Origin of the sequence: Paraburkholderia polaris (assembly GCF_012927345.1) — a bacterium.
Taxonomy (GTDB): domain Bacteria; phylum Pseudomonadota; class Gammaproteobacteria; order Burkholderiales; family Burkholderiaceae; genus Paraburkholderia; species Paraburkholderia polaris.
Map to the genome: position 1 here is coordinate 1 of NZ_JABBGJ010000046.1, position 23,140 is coordinate 23,140.

The following is a 23,140-nucleotide window of genomic DNA, read 5'->3' on the forward strand; positions in this document are numbered from 1 at the left end:
GCACTGCCACAGCGGCCTGAAGTATGTGAGTCCGGGGCAGCGGCACCGCGGCGAAGCCGACGAGCTTCTGGCCCGACGGCGTGCGCTGTACGAAGACGCGCGCCTGCAGAACCCCGCACGCTGGTCAGGTGCCATCCGCAACTGGCACCTGACAGACGCGGTCTATCTGAACCCGGAGCGAACCCACGCCTCGGCCGGAATGTATAAGCACGCAGCGTAACGGTTCACGCGACAACTACCTTGACACACACCGGCGGCAAAGAAAGTAAGTGCCGCCCCGCACAGGGGCGACGCTAATAGACCACTAACAATTCAAGGAAAGGCACCGCCACAAACCCACAGACAAAAAAGCACCACGCAGGCAGAGAACCAGAAAAACCCCCTCCGCAGGCAAGCAACAAAACCAAACCCACCCCCGAACCCCAAATTCCCGCCCACAAGGTCCAACTACTTTCCCGTCGTCAACTCCGCCGATCAGCGACCTTCGTACCGAAACAGAAACCACCTGCATCGAACAGCGCCAAACCCCAGCGCCGCAGGCAAAAACCCACCCTCAGCCCCTAGTGCAGAGCACGAAATAAACCGCTAATCTCGACCCCGCACGCCTTCCCATGGCCGCGCGCAGCGCAAAGAAAAAACCGCAGCGCGACTGAAAAGGCCCTAAAAAAGCCCGCCGTGCAACGGCAAAAAAAGCACCTCGGAGTACCCTTTTGGAAAAGTCAGCATCCCCTGAAGACTGGATCACCCGCAGCCTGCGTGCCGTCTGGCACCCCTGCACCCAGATGAAACACCACGAGCGCCTGCCGCTAATCCCGGTCGCACGAGGTCAAGGCGCGTGGCTCTACGACCGCGCAAACAACCGGTATCTGGACGCGATCAGCTCCTGGTGGGTCAACCTGTTCGGCCACGCCAACCCGCGCATCAACGCGGCACTGAAAGACCAACTCGATACGCTGGAACACGCGATGCTCGCCGGCTGCACACACGAGCCAGCCATCGAACTCGCGGAGCGTCTTGGCGCGCTCACGAACAACACGCTCGGTCATGCATTCTTCGCGTCCGATGGCGCATCCGCCGTCGAAATCGCGCTCAAGATGAGCTTCCACTCGTGGCGCAATCGCGGTTTTGCCGACAAGCAGGAATTCGTCTGCATCGCCAACAGCTATCACGGCGAAACCATCGGCGCGCTCGGCGTCACCGATGTCGCGCTCTTCAAAGACGCCTACGATCCGCTGATCCGCAACGCGCACGTCGTCGCGTCGCCCGATGCTCGGCTCGCACAAGCCGGCGAAACCGCAGCCGACGTCGCTCACCGCACCCTCGATCAGGTTCGCGCGTTGTTCGAAGCACGCGCCACGAAGATCTCCGCGCTGATCGTCGAACCGCTCGTGCAATGCGCGGCCGGCATGGCGATGCACGACCCGTCGTATATCGCCGGATTGCGCGCGCTGTGCGATCAGTACGGCGTGCATCTGATCGCCGATGAAATCGCAGTCGGTTGCGGACGTACCGGTACGTTCTTCGCGTGCGAACAAGCCGGCATCTGGCCAGATTTCTTATGTCTGTCGAAAGGCATCAGCGGCGGCTATCTGCCGCTCTCGATCGTGCTGTCGCGCGATGAAATTTTCGAAGCCTTCTATCACGACGATACCGCGCGCGGCTTCCTGCACTCGCACTCGTACACCGGCAATCCGCTCGCGTGCCGCGCGGCGCTCGCCACGCTCGATCTCTTCGCAAGCGACAACGTACTCGCCGTCAACGCGCAGAAATCCGCGAAGCTGAAGGCGGCGCTCGCACCGCTCGCCGAACACAAGCAGGTGCGCAATCTGCGTCAGTGCGGCACGATCTTCGCATTCGACGCCGTGATCGACGACGCTCAGCAAGCCAAAACATTCTCGCGCCGCTTCTTCGAAAACGCGTTGCAGCGTGAACTGCTGCTGCGCCCAATTTCGACGACGGTGTACCTGATGCCACCCTACATCCTGGACGACGAAGAGATCGCACTGCTCGCCTCGCGCACGCGCGAAACCTTCGAAGCAACGCTCGCGGAGACCCGCTAATGCACCTGCTCGACACACTCACCGAAGGCCTCAAGGAAATCGATGCGCGCGGTCTGCGCCGCCGTCGCCGTATCGCCGACACGCCGTGCGCCGCGCACATGACGGTCGACGGTCGCGCAATTATCGGCTTCGCCAGTAACGACTATCTCGGTCTCGCCGCGCATCCGCAACTGATCGCGGCCATCGCTGAAGGCGCAGAGCGTTACGGCGCCGGCAGCGGCGGTTCGCATCTGCTCGGCGGCCACTCGCGCGCGCATGCGCAACTCGAAGACGACCTGGCTGAATTCGTCGGCGGCTTCGTTGACAATGCACGCGCGCTTTACTTCAGCACGGGCTACATGGCGAATCTCGCGACGCTCACCGCGCTCGCGGGCCGCGGCACGACGCTGTTCTCCGACGCGTTGAATCACGCGTCGCTGATCGACGGCGCGCGTTTGTCTCGCGCCGACGTGCAGATCTATCCGCACTGCGATACGGAAGCGTTGAGCGCGATGCTCGATGCCTCGGACGCCGAAGTCAAAGTAATCGTCTCCGACACGGTATTCAGCATGGACGGCAATATCGCGCCGCTGCCGCGTCTGCTCGAACTTGCAGAACGGCATAGCGCATGGCTGATCGTCGACGATGCGCACGGTTTCGGCGTGCTCGGTCCGCAAGGCCGCGGCGCAATCGCCCAGGCCGCATTGCGCTCGCCGAATCTGATTTCGATCGGCACGCTCGGTAAAGCGGCAGGTGTATCGGGCGCATTCGTCGTCGCACATGAGACCGTGATCGAATGGCTCGTGCAGCGCGCGCGTCCGTACATTTTCACGACCGCGTCGGTGCCCGCCGCGGCGCATGCGGTATCGGCGAGTCTGCGCATTATCGGTGGCGAAGAAGGTGACGCGCGGCGCGCCCATCTCCAGCAATTGATCGAACGCACGCGCGCAATGCTGAAAGCCACGCCGTGGCTGCCGGTCGATTCGCACACTGCCGTGCAACCGCTGATCATCGGCTCGAACGAAGCCACCCTCGACATCGCGGCCACGCTCGATCGTGCCGGCCTCTGGGTGCCGGCGATCCGTCCGCCGACCGTACCCACCGGCACGTCGCGGCTGCGCATTTCGCTTTCCGCCGCGCATTCGCAAGCGGATCTGGACCGGCTCGAAGCGGGCTTGCAACAACTCGGGGCAAAGGCGGCATGATTGGCTCGAATCAAAGCGCGCTGTCGCTATTCGTCACCGGTACCGATACGGAAATTGGCAAGACCTTCGTATCCTCGGCGCTGTTGCGCGGTTTCGTTCGCGAAGGCCTGCAAGCCGCCGCGATGAAGCCGATCGCCGCAGGCGCGTTCGAAGTGAACGGCGTATTGCATAACGAAGACGCCGATCAACTCGACGCTGCGTCGAGTGTCCTGCTGCCGCCAGCGATTCGCACGCCGTATCTGCTGAAAGAACCCGCCGCGCCGCATATCGCCGCCGCGCTGGAAAACGCCACGTTCGACATCGATCACATCGTCGAATGCCATGCGCAAGCTTTGAAGCAAGCGGAGATCGTCGTGGTCGAAGGCGTCGGCGGTTTTCGCGTGCCGCTGACCGCAACGCAAGACACCGCCGACCTCGCCGTCGCGCTGAAACTGCCGGTCGTGCTGGTGGTCGGCATGCGCCTCGGTTGCATCAGCCATGCGTTACTCACCGCCGAAGCGATCGCCGCGCGTGGGCTGACACTTGCGGGTTGGGTGGCCAACCGCATCGATCCGGACATGACGTTCCCCGATGAAAACATCGCCTCGGTTCGCGAGCATCTCGCGCGCGAATACGATGCACCCTTGCTAGGTATCGTGCCGCATTTGAACCCGGCTTCGCCCGAGTTCGCGGCGGATCAACTCGACATCAACCGACTCCTGCAGACGCTGCGTCACGCGCAGCGCTGAACACCCATTACATCCATCCATGAGGATTGACGACATGACGCAACTGAACATCGCTCCGACGCCAGCCGACACGGCCGCCGCCAACAATAATGCTGCAGCAGGCACCAAGTCGGTGGCCAAGTGGCGCGTCGCCGACATCGTCGCGCTGTACGAACTGCCGTTCAACGACTTGATGTTCCGCGCGCAGCAAACCCACCGCGAACACTTCGACGCGAACACGGTGCAACTGTCGACGCTGCTGTCGATCAAGACCGGCGGTTGCGAAGAAGATTGCGCGTACTGTCCGCAGTCGGTGCATCACGACACGGGCCTGCAGGCTGACAAGCTGATGCCGGTCGATGAAGTATTGGCCGCCGCCAAAGTCGCCAAGGAAAACGGCGCGACGCGCTTCTGCATGGGCGCGGCGTGGCGCAATCCGAAGGACCGCCACCTCGAGCCGATCAAGGACATGATCCGCGGCGTGAAGGCGATGGGCCTCGAAACCTGCGTGACACTCGGCATGCTGGAAACGCATCAGGCGCAAGGTCTGCGCGAAGCGGGTCTCGACTACTACAACCACAACCTCGATACGTCGCCGGAGTTCTACGGCCAGATCATTTCGACGCGCACGTACCAGGACCGCCTCGACACGCTGGAACGCGTGCGCGATGCGGGCATCAACGTGTGCTGCGGCGGTATTGTCGGTTTGGGCGAATCGCGCCGTGAGCGCGCCGGCCTGATCGCGCAACTGGCGAACATGGAGCCGTATCCGGAATCGGTACCCATCAACAACCTGGTGCAAGTGGAAGGCACGCCGCTGACCGGCACCGAAGCAATCGATCCGTTCGAATTCGTGCGTACGATTGCTGTTGCGCGCATCACGATGCCACGCGCGATGGTGCGTCTGTCGGCAGGCCGCGAACAGATGGACGAAGCGTTGCAGGCGCTGTGTTTCCTAGCCGGCGCGAACTCGATTTTCTACGGCGACCAGTTGCTGACCACCAGCAACCCGCAAGCCGAAGCGGATCGCAAGCTGCTCGAACGCCTCGGCATTCGCGCGGAAGCGGCACAGCAGATGCCGCTGGATCAAAGCGGCTGCGAGCACGGCTGTGATAAGCACGCTGCGCCGAATTAAAGAACTACGCGTATCAGGCGTGTGTGATCAAACACACGCATAAAAAAGGCCGCCTCGGAAATGAACGGCACCTCGAATCGTCGGACGGATGTCCAACTTACTTCGGGGTGCAGTCAGAAACGAGGCGGCCTTTTTACTTCTAACGTAGAGATTTACTTCTTATCCACGATGATCTGATCGAACGTGCCACCATCAGAGAAATGCGTTTGCTGCGCTTTCTGCCAGCTGCCGAACATCTCTTCGACGGTGAAGGTCTTGATCGGCTTGAACTCGGACGCGTGCTTCGCGAGCACGTTCTTGTCACGCGGACGCAGATGGTGTTGCGCAATGATTTCCTGCGCGGCCGGCGACCACAGATAGTCGAGGTACGCCTGCGCTTCCTTGCGCGTGCCGCGCTTGTCGACCACCTTGTCGACGAGCGACACCGGCGGCGCAGCCAGCAGGCTCACCGACGGATACACCGCTTCGAAATTGCCCGCGCCCACCCCCGTGTCGATCAACGACACTTCGTTTTCGAACGTCACTAGCACGTCGCCGATACCGCGTTGCGTGAAAGTCGTCGTCGCGCCGCGGCCGCCCGTGTCGAGCACCGGCACGTTATTGAAGATCGCCTTTTCGAACTCGAGTGCCTGTGCATCGGTGCCGCCATGCTGCTTGCGATAGCCCCACGCAGCCAGATACGCGTAGCGGCCGTTACCCGAAGTCTTCGGATTGGCGATCACCACTTGCACGCCAGGTTTGGCGAGGTCGTCCCAGTCCTTGATGTGCTTTGGATTGCCCTTGCGCACGAGGAACACCATCGTCGTGGTGTACGGGGCGCTGTCGTCCGGCAGGCGCGCGCGCCAGTTGGCAGGCACCAGTTGGCCCTTTTCTGCTAGCAGGTCGATGTCGTTCGGCTGGTTCATCGTCACGACGTCAGCCTGCAGTCCTTGCAACACTGATAGCGCCTGCGCGCTCGACGCGCCATGCGACTGGCGAATCGACACGGTCTCGCCGCTCTTTTGCTTGTATGCCGTGATGAAGCCGGCGTTGATGTCCTTGTATAACTCGCGCGTCACGTCGTACGACACGTTGAGCAGCGATGTGTCGGCGTGCGCCGTCGAGATGCTGCCGAGCGCGAGCGTCATTGCCGTCATGCCGGCTGCGAGCCAGCGCGATGTCCCCGTCTTGCCTGCCATCTTGTCCCCGCCTATCGATGATGAAAATCTGTAGCCGCACGAACGTGCAGCGTGAAGCGGGATTCTAACGGATCGCTTACGAGTTCACTCACGCTCAATTGGACGCTCGGGTATGCGTCTGGTTACGCAATCACTTGCCCGGCGCTCGACTCCCAAACACCGGGTGAAGCACTCAGGCCACTCAAACGAACGCGTGCTGCGCGACCTCGAACGTCTCCTCGCGAAAGCGCAGCGGCGCCGCGCAATGCACCAGCGTGTCGACGAAATACTTGGCACGCGGCCACGGGCCGAATCCCGCCGCGGTGTTGATGTGTCCGGCATCGCCGAGATTGACGAACGCGCTGCCGAAACGCTGCGCGAGATCACGCGAACCGGCGAGCGGCATCCACGGGTCGGTTTCACTGCCGATCAGAATCGACGGCACGCCGAGGCGCCGCGCGTCGAATGGTCCGGCGAAGGCGAATTTCTCCGGGCTCGCAGGCGCGACGAACAGCACGCCGACCACGTCGTTCGCGTACGACGCCTGCTGCAACGCATGGGCGGTCGCAAGGCAACCGAAGCTGTGGGCGGCCAGCACGAACGGTCCACGTTCGCGCGCGAGCAGATCGCGCAGCGACCGCGCCCAGACGGCGACGTCCGGGGCATCCCAGTCGGCCTGTTCGACGCGCAGCGAGCGCGCGAATTGCCGTTCGAGCCAGGTTTGCCAGTGCGCGCCCTCGCTGCCGTGCAGGCCGGGAACCGTGACGAGCCGCGGCGGCCATGTCGATTTGGTGCATGAAAGCATGTCAGTCCCTCGCTGCCGGAATCCGGAAAGTGATTGTCCCGCCGGGCGCCGCCAGGGCGAACCAAGTTTTTGTGCTTTGTTTATGGGGCAAATACACGGCCAAATCGTTTCGCCCCGGCTCTGCCGTGGCCGTGGCCGTGGCCGTGGCCATTGCCGTCGCCGTTGCCGTCGCCGTTGCCGTTGCCGTTGCCGTTGCCGTTGCCGTTGCCGTTGCCGTTGCCGTTGCCGTTGCCGTTGCCGTTGCCGTTGCCGTCGCCGTTGCCGTCGCCGTTGCCGTCGCCGTTGCCGTCGCCGTTGCCGTCGCCGTGGCTGTGGCTGTTGCCGTCGCCGTGGCTGTTGCCGCAGCTGGATCCGAGCCACGCCAGGGAGCGCGGCCGAGCCAGAGGCCCAGCCAAAACTGCACGCCCGTGCGCAAACGCACGCGATTCGCGTCGAAAAAGTAGAATGAAGCCTATTCCTAAAAGGAGGAGGTCCCATGCCGCAAGCGTCGTCTGAAGCGCCGCGGGCGTTGCAGCCGTTCTACCGGGCCTTTCCCGTCATCAGACTCGACAACGCACTCGCCTTCCGCACCGTATGAAAATCCTCTTCTACATGCCGCATGCCGACGCCGCTGCGTGGCTCCACGACTTCGCCCGCGCGCTGCCGGAAGCCGAACTGCGCGAATGGCAGACGGGCGACACCGAACCAGCCGATTTCGCGGTCGTGTGGCGGCCGCCGCATGAGATGCTGGCCGGCCGCGACGATCTGCGCGCAATCTTCAATCTCGGCGCGGGCGTCGATGCGATCCTCGCGCTCGAACACGAGCAACCCGGTACGCTGCCGCGCAACGCCCAGTTGATCCGGCTCGAAGACACCGGCATGGCGCCGCAAATGGCCGAGTATGTGACGCATGCGGTGCTGCGCTACCTGCGTCGTTTCGACGAATATCAGACGCTCCAAAGCGAGCGCCGCTGGGAAGTGCTCGACCCGCATCCGCGCGAGACCTTCACGGTCGGCGTGCTCGGCCTCGGCGTACTCGGTGCGCATGTGGCGCAAGCGGTCGCGTCGTTCGGTATGCCCGTGCGCGGCTATAGTCGCAGTGCGCGGCAAATCGACGGCATCACGACCTTCGCCGGTGAAGCGCAGTTCGATGCATTTCTCGACGGCGTGAAAGTGCTGGTGAATCTGCTGCCGCATACGCCGGATACGGGCGACGTGCTGAACAAGCGCACCTTTTCCAGGCTCGCGAAAGGCGCGTATTTGATCAACGTCGCACGTGGCAGGCATCTGGTCGAACAGGATCTGCTCGAAGCGCTCGCAAGCGGCCAGCTCGCTGCGGCGACGCTGGACGTGTTCCGCGAAGAACCGTTGCCGCCCGATCATCTGTTCTGGCAGGAGCCGCGCATCACGATTACGCCGCACATCTCCGCGCTCACCTTGCGCGAAGAGAGCGTCGCCCAGGTCGCACGGAAAATGGCGGCGCTGATGCGCGGCGAAACGGTGGGCGGCGTGGTCGATATCGAACGTGGATACTGAGCGTGGATACGGAACTCACCTATCGAGTGCGGATTTTGAACACCACCATCGAATCCGACTGAGCAATCGAAGGAGCGCCGCCACGCGCGGGCTCATTGCATGGGACCGGAGTAACGCGCTAAAGCGCAAACTCCGGTCGACCGCTTTGCATGGGACCGGAGTAACGCGCTAAAGCGCAAACTCCGGTCGACCGCTTTGCATGGGACCGGAGTAATGCGCTAAAGCGCAAACTCCGGTCGACCGCTTTGCATGGGACCGGAGTAATGCGCTAAAGCGCAAACTCCGGTCGACACAGGAGACACATCATGGCCTTGCCCCAACGCGTCAAAATCGTCGAAGTCGGTCCGCGTGACGGACTGCAGAACGAGAAAGAATTCGTCCCCACCGCGATCAAGATCGAGTTGATCAACCGCTTGTCGGCGGCGGGAGTTCGCAACGTCGAAGCAGCGTCGTTCGTATCGCCGAAATGGGTGCCGCAGATGGCCGACGGCGCCGACGTCATGGCCGGCATCGAGCGCCGGGCGGGCACGATCTACTCGGTGTTGACGCCGAACCTGCGCGGTTTCGAAGGCGCGCTCGCCGCGCGCGCGGACGAGATCGTGATCTTCGGGGCGGCCAGCGAAGCGTTCTCACAGAAGAACATCAATTGCAGCATCGCGGAAAGCATCGATCGATTCGCGCCGGTCGCGCAGGCGGCGAAGGATCACGGCCTGCGAATTCGCGGCAGCGTGTCATGTGCGCTCGGTTGTCCGTATCAAGGCGAAGTGCCGGTGGCGTCGGTGGTCGATGTGGTCGAACGTTTCGCGGCGCTCGGCTGCGACGAGATCGATATCGCGGATACGATCGGCGTCGGCACGCCGAAGCGCACACGCGAAGTGTTCGAGGCGGTCACCAGGGTGTTCCCGCGCGAACGTCTGTCGGGCCACTTCCACGACACCTACGGTCAGGCGCTCGCGAACATCTACGCCGCGTTGCAGGAAGGTATCGAGATCTATCACGCTTCAGTGGCAGGGCTCGGCGGCTGCCCGTATGCGAAGGGCGCAACCGGCAACGTCGCAACCGAAGACGTGCTGTATCTGATGAACGGCCTCGGCATCGAGACCGGCATCGACCTCGCGCAAGTCGTCGCGATCGGCGATTTCATTTCGACGTCGATTGGCCGGCCGAACGTATCGCGCGCCGGCAAGGCGTTGCTTGCCAAAGCGCGCAGCGAACAGGCCAACTGCGTTTGACTCTTGCAATCCATTCAGGACATAGACAGATGACGGACCACGCTTCTCTCGAATCCGACGATCTCGCCGCGTTGCCCGACTCGGCGCGCCGCGTCGCGCAGTTGCTGCGTGAACGCGGCCACGCGGGCCGGATCGTGATGCTGCCGGAAACCGGCAAGACTTCCGCCGAAGCCGCCGCCGGCCTCGGCTGTTCGGTTGCGCAGATCGCCAAGTCGATCCTGTTTCGCCGCCGCGAAGACGATGCGCCTGTGCTGGTGATCGCGAGCGGCGCGAATCGCGTCGACGAAAAGAAGGTCGCGGCGCAAGTCGGCGAGATCGGCCGTGCGGATGCGAAGTTCGTCCGCGAGAAAACCGGTTATGCGATCGGCGGCGTGTGCCCGATCGGCCACGCGACGGAACCGGTCACGCTTATCGATGCCGATCTGCTGGCGCTCGACAGCCTGTGGGCCGCCGCGGGTCATCCGCATGCGGTGTTCAATCTGACAGCGCAGGAATTGATTGCGCTGACGGGCGCGCCGGTGATCGACGTGGCGCTACGCGAGACGGCGTGAAGCGATGACAGCGGGCATCGATAACGAAGACGACGAGGCTGCCGTGCCGTCACCCTGCATCAGCGTGTGCAAGATGGACGCCTCGACCGGTTGGTGCGAAGGCTGCTTGCGCACGATCGACGAAATCGCCGGCTGGTCGTTGTTCGACGACGATGCGAAGCGCGCGGTCTGGGACGCGATCGAGGAACGCCACGCGGAGTTCATGGCAAAGCAGGCGAAGGTGCAACGATGAACGCTGCGCCGCGCATCGTGACAGTCGGCGAGACGTTCAGCTCGACGCTCGAACTATCGGCGGAATCGGTGAAATCGTTCGCCACGCTCGTCAACGACTTGAATCCGCTGCATCACGACGACGCGTACGCGGCGCAAAGCCGCTTCGGCGGGTTGATCGCGTCCGGCACGCAACCAACCGCGTATTTCATGGCGCTGCTGGCCACGCATTTCTCGACCTACGCGCAGCCGCTCGGACTCGAGTTCGATATCAAGCTGAAAAAAGCGGTCCACGCGAGCGATACGCTGACAATCACCTGGCGCGTGCGCGACGCTTACTGGAAGCCGAGTCTGAACGGCGATCTGACCCATCTCGAAGGGAGCGTGGTGAATCAGCGCGGCGACACTATGTTGATCGGCACGTCGACCATCCTCGTGATGCCGAAACCCGAGGCATCGGCGAACTCAGGCGCGGACATAAACGTGGACACAAGCGTGGATACAAGCGTGGATACAAGCGCAGACACCAACGCGGACACAGGCGCACCATGATCACGCTACCGGAATCGATCCGAGTCTTCGAACGCGGCTGGCTTTCGTCGAACAACGTGCTGCTGGTCGACGACACGTGTGCCGCGCTCGTCGATACCGGTTACGCAACCCACGCGCCGCAAACGCTCGCGCTGGTAAAGCAAACGCTCGGTGCGCGACCGCTCGATCTGATCGTCAATACGCATCTGCATTCGGATCACTGCGGCGGCAACGCGCTATTGCAGTCGGCGTGGCCGTGCCGTACTGCGATTCCCGCATCGGAAGCCGACGCGGTACACGATTGGGATGAAACCCGTCTGACGTTTCGCGCCACCGGACAGCGCTGCGAGCGCTTCACCTTCACCGAGACGATCGCGCCCGGCGCGCAACTGCGGCTCGGCGCGCTCGACTGGCAGGTGCTCGGCGCACCTGGCCACGATCCGCATTCATTGATGCTGTATTGCGCGGACGAACGCATCCTGATCAGCGCGGACGCGCTGTGGGAAAACGGCTTTGGCGTGATCTTTCCCGAACTGGAAGGTGAAAGCGGTTTCGCCGAGGAACAGGCGGTCCTCGACGCTATCGCGAAGCTCGACGTGCGGCTCGTGATTCCCGGTCATGGCTCGCCCTTTACGAATGTCGAGCAGGCGCTTGAACGGGCGTTTTCACGCGTCGCGTGGCTACGTGCCGATCCGGCGCGTAATGCGAAAAATGCGTTGAAGGTGTTGATTGTGTTCAAGCTGCTCGAAGTTCGCGCGATGAGCTTCGACACCTTGCTGCGGATGCTCGACGAGGCCGCCGTGATGCGCGCCGCCGCAGCAATGCTCAAACCGCGCGGCGAATGGTCCACGTTGGTGCATGCGATCGTTGAGGAGTTGGCCGTCGGGAACGGGCCATTGGAAATCGATGGCGAGCGCATCGTCGCGCGCGAGGCGTGACGCGCGCGGTGTAGGAGGTCGAGCGCCAGGAGGCAGGAGGCAGGAGGTAAGCGGTGAGCGGTGAGCGGTAAGCGCCGTATGGCACGCAAAACGCCAAAACCGTCGCCACAAAAAGAAAGCCGCTCGACCATCAAGGCGAGCGGCGGAAATTCTGTCGGACGTGATCAGCGTCGCTATGAATGATACGCGTGCCGGTTTTTTGCCCGCATCAGTGATTTCCCTACAGAAGTTTGACGCTGCCTTTTAAACCCGCATACAGACAACGTTACGAAGCCTCGTAGTCGCACAAGCTGGACGTCATTGGTCCGTCTATATGAGCAATGCAGCGCGCCGGTTACTCCGGAATCCGTACTATCGCCGGTCGATCCGTCGGCGCCACAGTCATGACATCAGGTCGAAGACAGACGTTTCTGCGGCACGATCCGCCAGCCGAGATTCACGCCGGCGGCCGCCACGAGAATCAGCACCGCGCCGAGCACCTGAATCCACGCGAGCGTCTGCCCGAACGCGACCCGGTCGACGATGATCGCTACCACCGGATAGATGAACGACAAGGCACCGGTCATCGAGGTCGGCAGTTTCTGGATCGCGCCGTAGAGCAGCACATACATGAGCCCCGTGTTGACGATACCGAGCACGGTCAATTCAAGCCACTGCACGCCGTTAGTCGGCAGCGCATCGAAGCGCACAAACGGCGCCAGCATCACGACGCCGAGCGACACCTGGATCAACGCAATCAGATGCGGCGGCGTGCCCTTCAGGCGCTTCGTGATGATCGACGAGACCGCATACATTGCCGCCGCGCCCACGGCATAGGCGACACCGACCAGATACTGCCCCGGCACCGCCAACACCGCCGGCTCGACCTTCACCACGAACACGAGACCGACAAACGCGACCGCCAGCCAGGCGACCGTCGACGCGCTGATGCGCTCGCGGAACACCAGCGCGCCGAGCGCGACCAGCATGAACGGCTGCGTGTTGTAGACGGCGGTTGCCATCGAGATCGAAGCGCGTGAATAGGCCGCGAACAGCAACACCCAGTTGATGACGATAGCCGCGCCGCCGAGCAGCGCGAGGCCGAGCATCTTCCACGAAAAGAGCTTGCGCCTGAACAGGCCGAGTACAGCGCACACGAGCGCCAGCGTCGCGCCGCCGAAGATGCAGCGAAAGAACACCACATTGAACGGGCTCTGCTGCGACGACACCACCAGCCAGCCGATGGTGCCGGACATCAGCATGGCCATGGTCATTTCCGCCGCGCCGCGGCGAATCTCATTTGACGCCATGATTCGATCCTCGAATTGATTCCTGCATGAGAAGCAGTGTAATTAATCCAGCCGCCCGAATACATGGCTAAACTTAAGTCTTCCTGAGAAGGAACCTAATAATCGAAGGCCATCATGACGAAACGCCTTGTTCCCGCCGCACCCGCGACACTCGACGAAACCGACCGTGCGCTGCTCGCCGCGTTGGCGGCGGACGCCCGGCAGCCAGTCAGCGAACTGGCGCGTCTGGTCGGCCTCTCGGCGCCGAGTACGGCCGAACGCATCCGAAGGCTCGAAGCGCAAGGCGTGATCGAGCGCTTCACCGTGCAGATCGATCCGCGCGCGCTCGGCTTCACGTTACAGGCAATCGTGCGCGTGAAGCCGTTGCCCGGGCAGTTGCATCTGGTGGAAGACGTGATCCGGCGCATTCCGGAATTTGTCGAATGCGACAAGGTGACCGGCGACGACTGTTTCATCTGTCGCCTGGTTCTGCAGTCGATTGAGCAACTCGACGAGATTCTGTCGAAAGTCACCGAGCGCGCGGAGACGAGCACCGCAATCGTCAAGTCGACGCCCGTCGCGCGCCGCTTGCCGCCGCTAGGCTGAACGAAACACGTGGCTGCGCCGCTGCGCGCTTGCGCGAAACAGTGGCCGCATCGCAGGCGTATGGAATGTCGGTGTATGAAATGTCGGCCGCATCGGGTATGAGCGAGCTAGCGGCCGCATTTCGTATGAATAAAGTGGCTTACTGTTCGACCGCCTCGAAGAACGACAGCATTTCCGCGACCAGTTCGTCTGGCGCCTCTTCAGGAATGTAATGCCCGCACGCCAATGAACGCCCGCTCACGTCCCGCGCGACGTGACGCCATTCCTCCAGCGCGTCAAAGCATTTCTCGATCACGCCCTTGTCGCCCCACAACACACGCAGCGGACAGCCGATCTTATGGCCACGCTCGATGTCGGCCCGGTCGTGTTCGAGGTCGATGCTCGCCGACGCCCGGTAGTCCTCGCACATCGCATGCACGGCGCCGGGTTGCGCCAAAGCACTGCGATACGCGTCAAGCGCTTCCGGCGCGAACGGCGCCAGACCTGCGTGACGGCTGCCCATCACCGCATCGACATACGCGGTCGGGTTCGCGCCGATCAGCGTCTCCGGCAGCGGTTCCGGCTGGATCAGGAAAAACCAGTGGAAGTAATACGTCGCGAAGGCGCGGTCGGTGGCTTCGTACATCGCGAGCGTCGGCGCGATGTCGAGCAGCATCAAGCGCTCGACGGCGTCTGCATGGTCGAGCGCCATCCGATGCGCGACGCGGGCGCCGCGATCATGTGCGCACACGAGGAATCGTTCGAAGCCGAAGTGGTGCATCACGGCGACCTGATCCGCCGCCATCGTACGCTTGGAATACGGCGTGTGGTCGGCGTCGCTCGGCGGTTTGCCTGAGGCGCCGTAGCCGCGCAAGTCGGTGGCGATGACGGTGAAGTGTTCCGCCAGTTGCGCCGCGCATCGCTGCCAGATCAGATGCGACTGCGGGTGGCCATGCAGCAGCAGAAGAGGCGGCCCTGCCCCGCCCTTCACTCCGAAAATATCGACGTCGCCCACGGCGACGCGAAAGGGCGTGAAATCCTCGAAGGCCATAGCGGGTCTCTTGTCATTTGGAAGTCAAAGCATTGTAGGAGCGCAACGTGTCGACGCGGGGTGGGATAACCCACGCAAGCATAGAAACTGAACACTCCTTCCAACTGTTCTAAACGAACACGAAGCGGCAGCTTCGCCTATAATCGAACGATCGTTCTTAAATTTTCGGACGACCGTGGCAAACGCGTGGCGAGATCGTGGCGGCGGCATGACGCTGGTCAGTCTCGACGCACCACAGGCCATGTGCCGCTAAACTCATTATCGCCGGGCGCTCTACACCGCACCGGTCCGCTTATCAGGAGACTCGCACCATGGCATTGCCCGCCGTCCTGCAAAAACTCGCGCTGCCCGTCGTCGCTTCGCCGATGTTCATCGTCAGCTATCCCGAACTCGTGTTGGCTCAATGTAAGGCCGGCATCGTCGGCTCGTTCCCCGCGCTGAACGCTCGCCCGGCCGAACTGCTCGACGAATGGCTCACGCAGATTCAGGCACAGCTCGCCGAGCACAAGGCGGCTAACCCCGACGCGGTCATCGGACCGATCGCTGTCAACCAGATCGTCCATCAGTCGAATACGCGGCTCGAGCACGACGTGCGTGTGTGCGTCGAACACAAGGTGCCGATTTTCATCACCAGCCTGCGCGCACCGGCGCGTGAGATCGTCGACGCGGTGCATAGCTACGGCGGCATCGTGCTGCACGACGTGATTAACCTCCGGCATGCACAGAAGGCGCTGGAAGCGGGCGTCGACGGGCTGATCCTGGTGGCGTCGGGCGCCGGTGGCCATGCGGGCACGACCTCGCCGTTCGCGCTGGTCGGCGAAGTGCGGCGCATGTTCGACGGCCCGATCGTCCTGTCCGGCTCGATCGCCAACGGCGGCTCGATTCTCGCCGCGCAGGCCATGGGCGCGGACCTCGCCTACATGGGCACGCGCTTCATCGCGACCAAAGAAGCGCACGCGGTCGACAGCTATAAGCAGGCAATCGTCAACTCCACGGCGTCGGACATCATCTACACGAACCTGTTCACCGGCGTGCACGGCAACTACATCCGCGAAAGTATCGTGAACGCGGGGCTGGACCCGGACGCGCTGCCGGAATCGGACAAGACCGCAATGAACTTCGGCAGCGACAAGGCGAAGGCGTGGAAAGACATCTGGGGCGCAGGCCAGGGCGTCGGCCTGATGGACGATGTGCCGAGCGTGGGTGAGCTGGTTCGGCGATTGACGCAGGAATATAACGACGCGAAAGCGCGGCTGGGCATCGCGCGGTAAGTGCCTGGTTAAGACGTTTTGCTGCGGCTCGATTCTGGCGCCGCAGCATGTCCGGCATTCACCCTCGGGCGTTGTATGCAGCCTCTTGAGCCTGCCTCGCGTTCAGGTCTCGCTACTGGCAACACGCCCTAATTGGCAACACGCCCTAATTTCACATATTGCGGCGGTACTGCCCGCCCACTTCAAACAATGCGTGCGTGATCTGCCCGAGCGAGCAGACGCGCACGACATCCATTAGCACCGCGAACACGTTGTCATCGTCGATCACTGCGCGCTTCAAACGCTCAAGCGCCGCCGGCGCCTCGTCACGGTGCTGCGCCTGAAAATCGCGTAGGCGCTTCAACTGACTCTGCTTCTCTTCGTCGGTAGAACGGGCGAGCGCGATCGGCTGCGGCGCTTCGTGCGGATGTGTGCTCAAAAACGTGTTCACGCCGATTATCGGATACGAGCCGTCGTGCTTGCGATGCTCGTACAGCATCGACTCGTCCTGAATGCGCCCGCGCTGATAACCCGTTTCCATTGCGCCCAGCACACCGCCGCGCTCAGTGAGTCGATCGAATTCCGCCAGCACCGCTTCTTCGACCAGATCGGTCAGTTCCTCGATCACGAAGCTGCCCTGATTCGGATTCTGATTCTTTGCCAGACCCCATTCGCGATTGATGATCAACTGGATCGCCACTGCACGGCGCACCGAATCTTCAGTGGGCGTGGTGATCGCTTCGTCGAATGCATTGGTGTGCAGCGAATTGCAGTTGTCGTAGATCGCGATCAGCGCTTGCAGCGTGGTGCGTATATCGTTGAAGTCGATCTCCTGCGCATGCAGGCTGCGGCCCGAGGTCTGCACGTGATACTTGAGCTTCTGACTGCGTTCGTTCGCACCATAGCGTTCGCGCATGGCAATGGCCCAGATGCGCCGCGCGACGCGGCCTAGCACGGTGTACTCCGGGTCCATACCGTTCGAAAAGAAGAACGACAGATTCGGCGCGAAGTCGTCGATCGACATGCCGCGCGCGAGATAGGCCTCGACATAGGTGAAGCCGTTCGCGAGCGTATAGGCCAGTTGCGAGATCGGATTCGCGCCCGCCTCGGCGATGTGATAGCCGGAGATCGACACCGAATAGAAATTGCGCACGCCGTGATCGACAAAATACGCCTGAATATCGCCCATGACTTTCAGGCTGAACTCGGTCGAGAAGATGCAGGTGTTCTGGCCCTGGTCTTCCTTCAGGATGTCGGCTTGTACCGTGCCGCGCACGTTTTCCAGCGCTGTGCGGCGAGCGGCGGCGAGTTCGTCTTCCGTGAGCGGACGGCCTTGCTGCTGCGCCATGCGCGCGATCTGCTGGTCGATTGCGACGTTGAAGAACATCGCGAGAATCGTCGGCGCCGGGCCGTTGATCGTCATCGACACCGACGTCTCAGGCGCGCACAGATCGAAGCCGTCGTAGAGCGTTTTCATGTCGTCGAGCGTTGCGACGGAGACGCCCGAGTTGCCCACCTTACCGTAGATGTCCGGCCGCTCGTCTGGCTCTTCGCCGTAGAGGGTGACCGAATCGAACGCCGTCGAAAGACGTTTGGCCGGCATGCCTTCAGAGAGCAATTTGAAACGGCGGTTGGTGCGGAACGGATCGCCTTCGCCGGCGAACATCCGTGTCGGGTCTTCGTTTTCCCGGCGGAACGGAAACACGCCTGCGGTGAACGGAAAGTAGCCGGGGAGATTGTCTAGCATCAGCCAGCGCAGGATTTCGCCATGGTCGACGAATTTCGGCAACGCGACTTTGCGGACCTTAGATCCGGATAGTGTCGTGACGGTGAGCGCGGTGTGAATTTCGCGGTCACGAACACGGACGATGTGTTCGTCGCCGGAATAGGCGGTCACCGTTTGGGGCCAGGCTTCGAGGAGCTTGCGTTCGCGTTCGCCGAGGGCGGCGGTGCGTTGGGCGATGAGCGCGTCGAGTTGGGTTTGGGTGTGATTGCCTGTCTCCGCCCCTGCTATTGCTGCGCCTTCAGCGATGTCTGCGCTTGCGTTTGCAGCTGCGTTTGCTCCTGCTCCTGCTCCTGCTCCTGCTCCTGCTCCTGCTCCTGCTCCTGCTCCTGCGTCAGCTTCAGCTTCTGCATCGCCGAGCATCCGCCGCGCTTCGGTGAGTTGCCAGCGCTCACGTGCCACCCGTGCTTGCACGTCGGCACGCTCGCGGTACGCGTGGACAGTCTGCGCGACATCCGCCAGATAGCGCACGCGTGCCGGCGGCACGATGGCGTTGCGGCCGCTTGAAAAGCGCAGGTCGTCGAGCATCGGCAGACGGCCTCCGCCTGAACGCAGGCCGTGCGTGCGCAGCGCCTCGGCCACGTGCTGGTAAAGCGCGGTCACACCATCGTCGTTAAAGCGCGAGGCGATCGTGCCGAACACCGGCATCGCGTCGGGCGCCTTCGCGAAGTCGCCGCGATTGCGCTGCACCTGCTTCGCGACATCGCGCAACGCGTCCGGCGCACCCTTGCGATCGAACTTGTTGATCGCGACGAAGCTGGCAAAGTCGAGCATGTCGATCTTCTCCAACTGGCTCGCCGCGCCGAACTCCGGCGTCATCACATACAGCGATTCGTCGACGAACGGCACGATCGCCGCATTGCCCTGCCCGATCCCGGACGTCTCGACGATGATCAGATCGAAGCCCGCGGCTTTGCACAGCGTGAGCACGTCGGGCAACGAATCGGTGATTTCACTCGATGCGTTGCGCGTCGCCATCGAGCGCATGTAAACGCGCGCGCCGTCGCCCCAATCGCCGATTGCGTTCATGCGGATGCGGTCGCCGAGCAGCGCGCCGCCGGACTTGCGGCGCGACGGGTCGATAGCCAGCACGGCAATGGTGAGGGCGTCGCCATAGTCAAGGCGAAAGCGGCGAATCAGTTCGTCGGTAAGTGAGGATTTGCCGGCGCCGCCGGTGCCGGTGATGCCGAGGACAGGAACCTCGATCGCTCCAGCGAGGACCGATAGTATTTCCTGTTCGGCTGATTTGACGCGGCCCGCTTCGTACGCGCTGATCAGTTGCGCGAGGCGGCGGAAAGTGAAGGCTGCAGAGTCTGGCTGTTCGGTGGTGTCGATGGTGTCGATGGTGTCGATGGTGTCGATGGTGCCGGTGGTGTCGGTGGTGTCGGTGGTGTCGATGGTGGTGCCGGTGGTGTCGATGGTGGTGCCGGTGGTGTCGATGGTGGTGCCGGCGGCGTCGGCGATCTCAGCGGTACTAGCGGTGTCGCCGACCTGGCTAGCGTTGAGGGCCCCGGCCGCTTGCCGAGTCTTGCCGGAAACATCGCGCGCGTTGGCGTGATCGTCGGCACGCGTCTCGACGTGCGACGCCGCACGCGGCTCAAAACGCGGCAACCCGCACGCCGACAAATCCGCCACCCACTCGCCAACCGGACTCTCCGGCACGGCGGCAGCGGCACGCGCAACTTCAGCACAACGCCCGATCATGTCGTCGATCATGCCTTGCAGGCCAAGCCGCTGGCCGTCATGCGGCGAATAGATCTTCTCGACGCCGTACCGTTCGAGTTCAGCAATTTCGACGGGGACGATCACGCCGCCACCACCGCCAAATACCTTGATGCGCTCGCCGCCACGCGCGCGCAGCAGATCGACGAGATAACGGAAGTATTCGTTGTGGCCGCCCTGGTAGCTCGACACGGCGACGCCGTCGGCGTCTTCTTGCAGTGCGGCGGTGGCGACTTCTTCGACCGAGCGGTTGTGGCCGAGGTGGATCACCTCGACACCGCTCGCTTGCAGGATGCGCCGCATGATGTTGATCGACGCGTCGTGGCCGTCGAACAAGGCGGCAGCGGTGACAAAGCGCAGGCGCCGACCCGCGGGCAGCTTGTGGCCGCCGGCGCGCTGCGGCGTGGACAGATCCGTCATGTCTCCCCCAGATCGTTACGCGTATAGGTGCTGGCAACCAGTATAGCTAAACGGGTAGGATCGCCTCGGCCGGACCGTACAACCCGGCGCCTCGGCGGCCCGGCTGGCCGGATCGCATCGCTCGCCGCGTTTGGTGACCGGGCCGGACCGCATAGCTTGCCGCGCTTGGTGGCCCGGCCGGACCGCACCGCTCGCCGCGCTTGGTGACCCGGCCGGCCGCACCGCTTGCCGCGTTGGTAGCCCAGCCGTCCCGGCTACGCTTCCCTGTCCGCCTACCGCACCGCCAGCGCCTTGATCTGCTCGAGCGAAGGCCAAAGCGATTCGTTTGCAAACCGCTCGGCCAGGAAGTCGACGAACGAGCGCACCTTCGCCGACAGATGCCGCCGGCTCGCATAGACCACATGGATCGGCAACTCGCGCGGCGGCACGTCGTCTACCAGCAGCGGCACCAGGCGCCCCGCAGCCAGATCGTCGCCGATCACCTCGGTGCCGAGCATCGCGATGCCCGCGCCTTGCAGCACGATCACGCGCTGCGCCTCCAGGTGGTTGACGATCAGGTTGCCGGACAGACGCACGCGCGACGAGGCGTCGCCGGTCGCGGGAGCGATTTCGAGCGCGGACACGCCGGCATACTGCAGATAGTTGTGACGCGCCAGATCGGCAACGGTCTTCGGCGTGCCGTGCCGGCGCAGATAGGCCGGCGACGCGCACAGCACCAGATGGGCGGTCGCAATCTGCCGGGCGATCAGCGAAGACGATTTCAGCCCATTCGGCGAAGCCCGGATCGCGACGTCGAAGCCTTCGTCGATCAGTTCGACCACACGGTCGGACAAAGTCATGTCGACAGTGACCTGCGGATACTGTGCGGCGTAGTCGGCCACAGCAGCCATCACGTGGCTCAAGCCGAACGCCGATAGCGACGATACCCGCAAGCGCCCTTGCGGCACGACGCTCGCTGCACCGACCACCTGTTCGGCCTCTTCGAGTTCGGTGAGCACCTGACTCAGGCGCTCGTAGTATTCGCGGCCCGCCTCGGTCGGCGCGACACGGCGTGTGGTGCGGTTCAGCAAACGCGCACCGAGCTGCTGTTCGAGGTGCATCACATGCTTGCTCGCCATCGCCGCCGACATCTCCATCCGATCGGCCGCGCCGACAAAGCTGCCGACTTCGACCACATGGCGGAACACTTTCATGCTGACGAGGGTATCCATCTCAATCGCTCGCTTCAGGAATCAATCGACGTCATTTTGCCGGGTTTATCAAAAACTGGTCAGCAAATCGAGTAGATTCGGACACCCAAAACGGACGCCAGAAGCGGCAAAGCCCACCTTCCGGAGAAGGTGGGCTTTGCAGGTGTTGCCTGTTTCGGCGGGGTTAGCGTCACGCGGCATCTGCTCGCAGGCGCCGCCCGCCTTGAGCCCAGACGCTTAGAACTTCGCGCGCAGGCCGACGCCGTACGTGTCGCCGCTCGACTGGCTGCTGATCTTGTCGTACATATAAGCCGCGTAGATATCCGTGCGCTTGGACAGCGGATAGTCGTAGCCGACCGAAGCCGTTTGACGGGTCTGGTTGAGGCCGCCACCATCGCGCGAATAGGCGTACGACGCCATCACCGAGCCCGGGCCGGCCGGTATCGTCACGCCGCCCTGCCCCGTATTCACGTGCCAGCTCGAGATGGTTTGCTGGTTATACGTGTACATGTACTGGCCATAGAACTTCACGAACTTCAGGTCGTACGTCACGCCTGCTTGCGCCACGCTCTGGCTCTTCAGGCCCGGAACGCCCGACGTATCGAAGCTGCCGAGGTCGCCCGGCACGCTGTTGAAGTTCACGTACTGGTACACCGCGGTCGCCGCGAACGGGCCGTGGAAGTACAGCACCTGGCCGCTCCACTTCTTCGCGCCATTCTCACCCGCCGTATTGCCGAGCGCGTACATCGCCGTCGCGGACAGGCCGTTGAAGTTCGGCGACGAGTACGACACCGCGTTGCTCCAGCCCGAGTCGCCCGTCACGCCCTGATCGGTCGTGTAGGTCGGGAACGTGCCTAGGCCGAGATACGTATGAGCGATCATCGGCGAGAACACGTATGAGTCGACGAACGGGTTGAACAGAATCGTTGACACGAACAGCGGCGTGGTCAGACGGCCTGCCGTCACCGTGCCGTACGGCGATTCGATACCGACGTACGCGTTACGCGAGAACATCGTGTCGCCCGTGAAGCGGCCGTACTGGCCGTTCTGCGCGAGGAAGAAGCCTTCCAGCGCAAAGATCGCCTTGTAGCCGTTGCCCAGATCCTCAGCCCCCTTCAAGCCCCAGTACGACGTCGACATGCCGCCGCCGGACACCTGCACTGCCGTCTTGCCGCCCGGGAACTTCTGCGCGCCAACCCATTCGTCGACCTGACCGTAGAGTTGCACGCTCGATTGCGCAAAAGCAGACGATGCACTGGCCAGCAGAGCGGCACACGCGGTTGCCTTGAGGGTGGTCTTCAGCGCACTGCTGATGCTTGTTTTCATGGGTTCTCCTGTCTTTGTCAAAAAGGGTGTGGCTGTGCGAAAGGGGGAGCTCGCGCGAACCATTGTTGTTGTCCGTTCGATCATCGAGCCAATCTGGGCGGGACCATCTTTGCGGACCATTTTTATGGACAAAAATATCTTGGGTTATTGCGGGTATAGCGGTCTGATTAGTTTTGTCGCTTATCGGCCTGATAAAGCGCAGGCCGTGTACCTCATCGCCGCATCGCCGCAGACCTCGCGGTTCGGCGCAAAACGTTACTGACATTGCGCCCGACTGGGTGATAACGGTTCAGATGACATGCGGATGACGCGTCGCCGCAGAAACAACCAAATTTGACGATGGGATGCGGCTGCTGCCGAGTGTTTTCAATAAAGTGTGGCGTCGAAACGTCACATTGACGGGAGCTTTTGGGAAGGCGGCGGCGCGCAATACCGCAGCAAACCGGTTTGAAAGCCGGAAAGGCGGATTTGGCGAAGTGTGGGAGGGGAATTCGGTGAGACGAGGAGCGGTGTAGAACCG

21 protein-coding genes and 1 pseudogene are annotated in these 23,140 nt (G+C 62.7%); 14 read left to right on the plus strand and 8 right to left on the minus strand.

Annotated elements, in window-relative coordinates; all coding sequences use genetic code 11:
* The 5 genes and pseudogenes from HHL24_RS33965 to bioB all read left to right on the plus strand — a co-directional run.
* Positions 1–220 (plus strand): annotated as a pseudogene (locus HHL24_RS33965) (IS3 family transposase); the annotation flags it as partial.
* Between the two features lie 490 nt (positions 221–710).
* Positions 711–2,060, plus strand: coding sequence for an adenosylmethionine--8-amino-7-oxononanoate transaminase (gene bioA / locus HHL24_RS33970; RefSeq protein ID WP_169489672.1), 1,350 nt, complete (start codon positions 711–713; stop codon positions 2,058–2,060).
* Entirely contained in the window at positions 2,060–3,244 is a 1,185-nt protein-coding gene (gene bioF / locus HHL24_RS33975) for an 8-amino-7-oxononanoate synthase (RefSeq protein ID WP_169489673.1), read from the plus strand. The genes bioA and bioF overlap by 1 nt, the downstream gene beginning before the upstream one ends.
* A complete protein-coding gene (gene bioD, locus HHL24_RS33980) occupies positions 3,241–3,972 on the plus strand; it encodes a dethiobiotin synthase (RefSeq protein WP_169489674.1) in 732 nt (243 codons plus the stop codon). The genes bioF and bioD overlap by 4 nt, the downstream gene beginning before the upstream one ends.
* A gap of 34 nt (positions 3,973–4,006) precedes the next feature.
* Entirely contained in the window at positions 4,007–5,086 is a 1,080-nt protein-coding gene (gene bioB, locus HHL24_RS33985; RefSeq protein ID WP_169489675.1) for a biotin synthase BioB, read from the plus strand.
* 152 nt (positions 5,087–5,238) lie between these two features.
* On the opposite strand, the gene HHL24_RS33990 is transcribed toward bioB, so the two are convergent.
* From HHL24_RS33990 to HHL24_RS43690, 3 genes are all read right to left on the minus strand, one after another.
* Entirely contained in the window at positions 5,239–6,264 is a 1,026-nt protein-coding gene (locus tag HHL24_RS33990; protein WP_169489676.1) for a sulfate ABC transporter substrate-binding protein, read from the minus strand.
* Positions 6,265–6,445: 181 nt separating this feature from the next.
* Entirely contained in the window at positions 6,446–7,048 is a 603-nt protein-coding gene (locus tag HHL24_RS33995) for an RBBP9/YdeN family alpha/beta hydrolase (protein WP_074285637.1), read from the minus strand.
* 80 nt (positions 7,049–7,128) lie between these two features.
* Positions 7,129–7,443 carry a hypothetical protein gene (locus tag HHL24_RS43690; protein ID WP_206003145.1) on the minus strand — a complete coding sequence of 105 codons (315 nt, stop codon included), beginning with the start codon at positions 7,441–7,443 and terminating at the stop codon, positions 7,129–7,131.
* Positions 7,444–7,621: 178 nt separating this feature from the next.
* Here HHL24_RS43690 and HHL24_RS34005 point away from each other — a divergent pair, with 178 nt between their 5' ends.
* The 6 genes from HHL24_RS34005 to HHL24_RS34030 all read left to right on the plus strand — a co-directional run bounded on the left by HHL24_RS34005 (position 7,622) and on the right by HHL24_RS34030 (position 12,025).
* A complete protein-coding gene (locus tag HHL24_RS34005) occupies positions 7,622–8,563 on the plus strand; it encodes a 2-hydroxyacid dehydrogenase (RefSeq protein WP_169489677.1) in 942 nt (313 codons plus the stop codon).
* Between the two features lie 305 nt (positions 8,564–8,868).
* A complete protein-coding gene (locus HHL24_RS34010; RefSeq protein WP_169489678.1) occupies positions 8,869–9,795 on the plus strand; it encodes a hydroxymethylglutaryl-CoA lyase in 927 nt (308 codons plus the stop codon).
* Between the two features lie 29 nt (positions 9,796–9,824).
* Entirely contained in the window at positions 9,825–10,346 is a 522-nt protein-coding gene (locus HHL24_RS34015; RefSeq protein WP_169489679.1) for a YbaK/EbsC family protein, read from the plus strand.
* 4 nt (positions 10,347–10,350) lie between these two features.
* Positions 10,351–10,578 (plus strand): DUF1289 domain-containing protein, encoded by a 228-nt coding sequence (locus tag HHL24_RS34020; RefSeq protein ID WP_169489680.1) that lies wholly within the window; start codon positions 10,351–10,353, stop codon positions 10,576–10,578.
* Positions 10,575–11,108 carry a MaoC family dehydratase gene (locus tag HHL24_RS34025; protein WP_230417678.1) on the plus strand — a complete coding sequence of 178 codons (534 nt, stop codon included), beginning with the start codon at positions 10,575–10,577 and terminating at the stop codon, positions 11,106–11,108. The genes HHL24_RS34020 and HHL24_RS34025 overlap by 4 nt, the downstream gene beginning before the upstream one ends.
* Positions 11,105–12,025 (plus strand): MBL fold metallo-hydrolase, encoded by a 921-nt coding sequence (locus tag HHL24_RS34030; RefSeq protein WP_169489681.1) that lies wholly within the window; start codon positions 11,105–11,107, stop codon positions 12,023–12,025. The genes HHL24_RS34025 and HHL24_RS34030 overlap by 4 nt, the downstream gene beginning before the upstream one ends.
* Positions 12,026–12,414: 389 nt before the next feature.
* Here the strand turns inward: HHL24_RS34030 and HHL24_RS34035 are convergent, their stop codons facing one another.
* Positions 12,415–13,314 (minus strand): DMT family transporter, encoded by a 900-nt coding sequence (locus HHL24_RS34035; RefSeq protein WP_169489682.1) that lies wholly within the window; start codon positions 13,312–13,314, stop codon positions 12,415–12,417.
* Positions 13,315–13,428: 114 nt separating this feature from the next.
* Here HHL24_RS34035 and HHL24_RS34040 point away from each other — a divergent pair, with 114 nt between their 5' ends.
* Positions 13,429–13,899, plus strand: a complete 471-nt coding sequence (locus HHL24_RS34040; protein ID WP_169489683.1) for an Lrp/AsnC family transcriptional regulator — start codon at positions 13,429–13,431, stop codon at positions 13,897–13,899.
* A gap of 139 nt (positions 13,900–14,038) precedes the next feature.
* Here the strand turns inward: HHL24_RS34040 and HHL24_RS34045 are convergent, their stop codons facing one another.
* Positions 14,039–14,929: an alpha/beta fold hydrolase gene (locus tag HHL24_RS34045; RefSeq protein ID WP_169489684.1), complete on the minus strand. Its 891-nt coding sequence runs from the start codon at positions 14,927–14,929 to the stop codon at positions 14,039–14,041.
* Positions 14,930–15,240: 311 nt separating this feature from the next.
* On the opposite strand from HHL24_RS34045, the gene HHL24_RS34050 reads away from it, so the two are divergent.
* A complete protein-coding gene (locus HHL24_RS34050) occupies positions 15,241–16,200 on the plus strand; it encodes an NAD(P)H-dependent flavin oxidoreductase (protein ID WP_169489685.1) in 960 nt (319 codons plus the stop codon).
* A 151-nt stretch (positions 16,201–16,351) separates the two neighbouring features.
* Here the strand turns inward: HHL24_RS34050 and HHL24_RS34055 are convergent, their stop codons facing one another.
* From HHL24_RS34055 to HHL24_RS34065, 3 genes are all read right to left on the minus strand, one after another.
* Complete coding sequence (locus HHL24_RS34055) at positions 16,352–20,104, minus strand: methylmalonyl-CoA mutase family protein (protein ID WP_169489686.1); 3,753 nt, start codon at positions 20,102–20,104, stop codon at positions 16,352–16,354.
* Positions 20,105–20,376: 272 nt separating this feature from the next.
* On the minus strand, positions 20,377–21,315 hold the full coding sequence (locus HHL24_RS34060; RefSeq protein ID WP_169489687.1) for a LysR family transcriptional regulator: 939 nt from the start codon (positions 21,313–21,315) through the stop codon (positions 20,377–20,379).
* A gap of 216 nt (positions 21,316–21,531) precedes the next feature.
* Entirely contained in the window at positions 21,532–22,620 is a 1,089-nt protein-coding gene (locus HHL24_RS34065; RefSeq protein WP_169489688.1) for a porin, read from the minus strand.
* Between HHL24_RS34065 and HHL24_RS34070 the strand changes: the two genes are divergently transcribed.
* Positions 22,619–22,882: a hypothetical protein gene (locus HHL24_RS34070; RefSeq protein ID WP_169489689.1), complete on the plus strand. Its 264-nt coding sequence runs from the start codon at positions 22,619–22,621 to the stop codon at positions 22,880–22,882. The two genes, HHL24_RS34065 and HHL24_RS34070, sit on opposite strands and share 2 nt — an antisense overlap.
* Positions 22,883–23,140 lie beyond the last annotated feature (258 nt).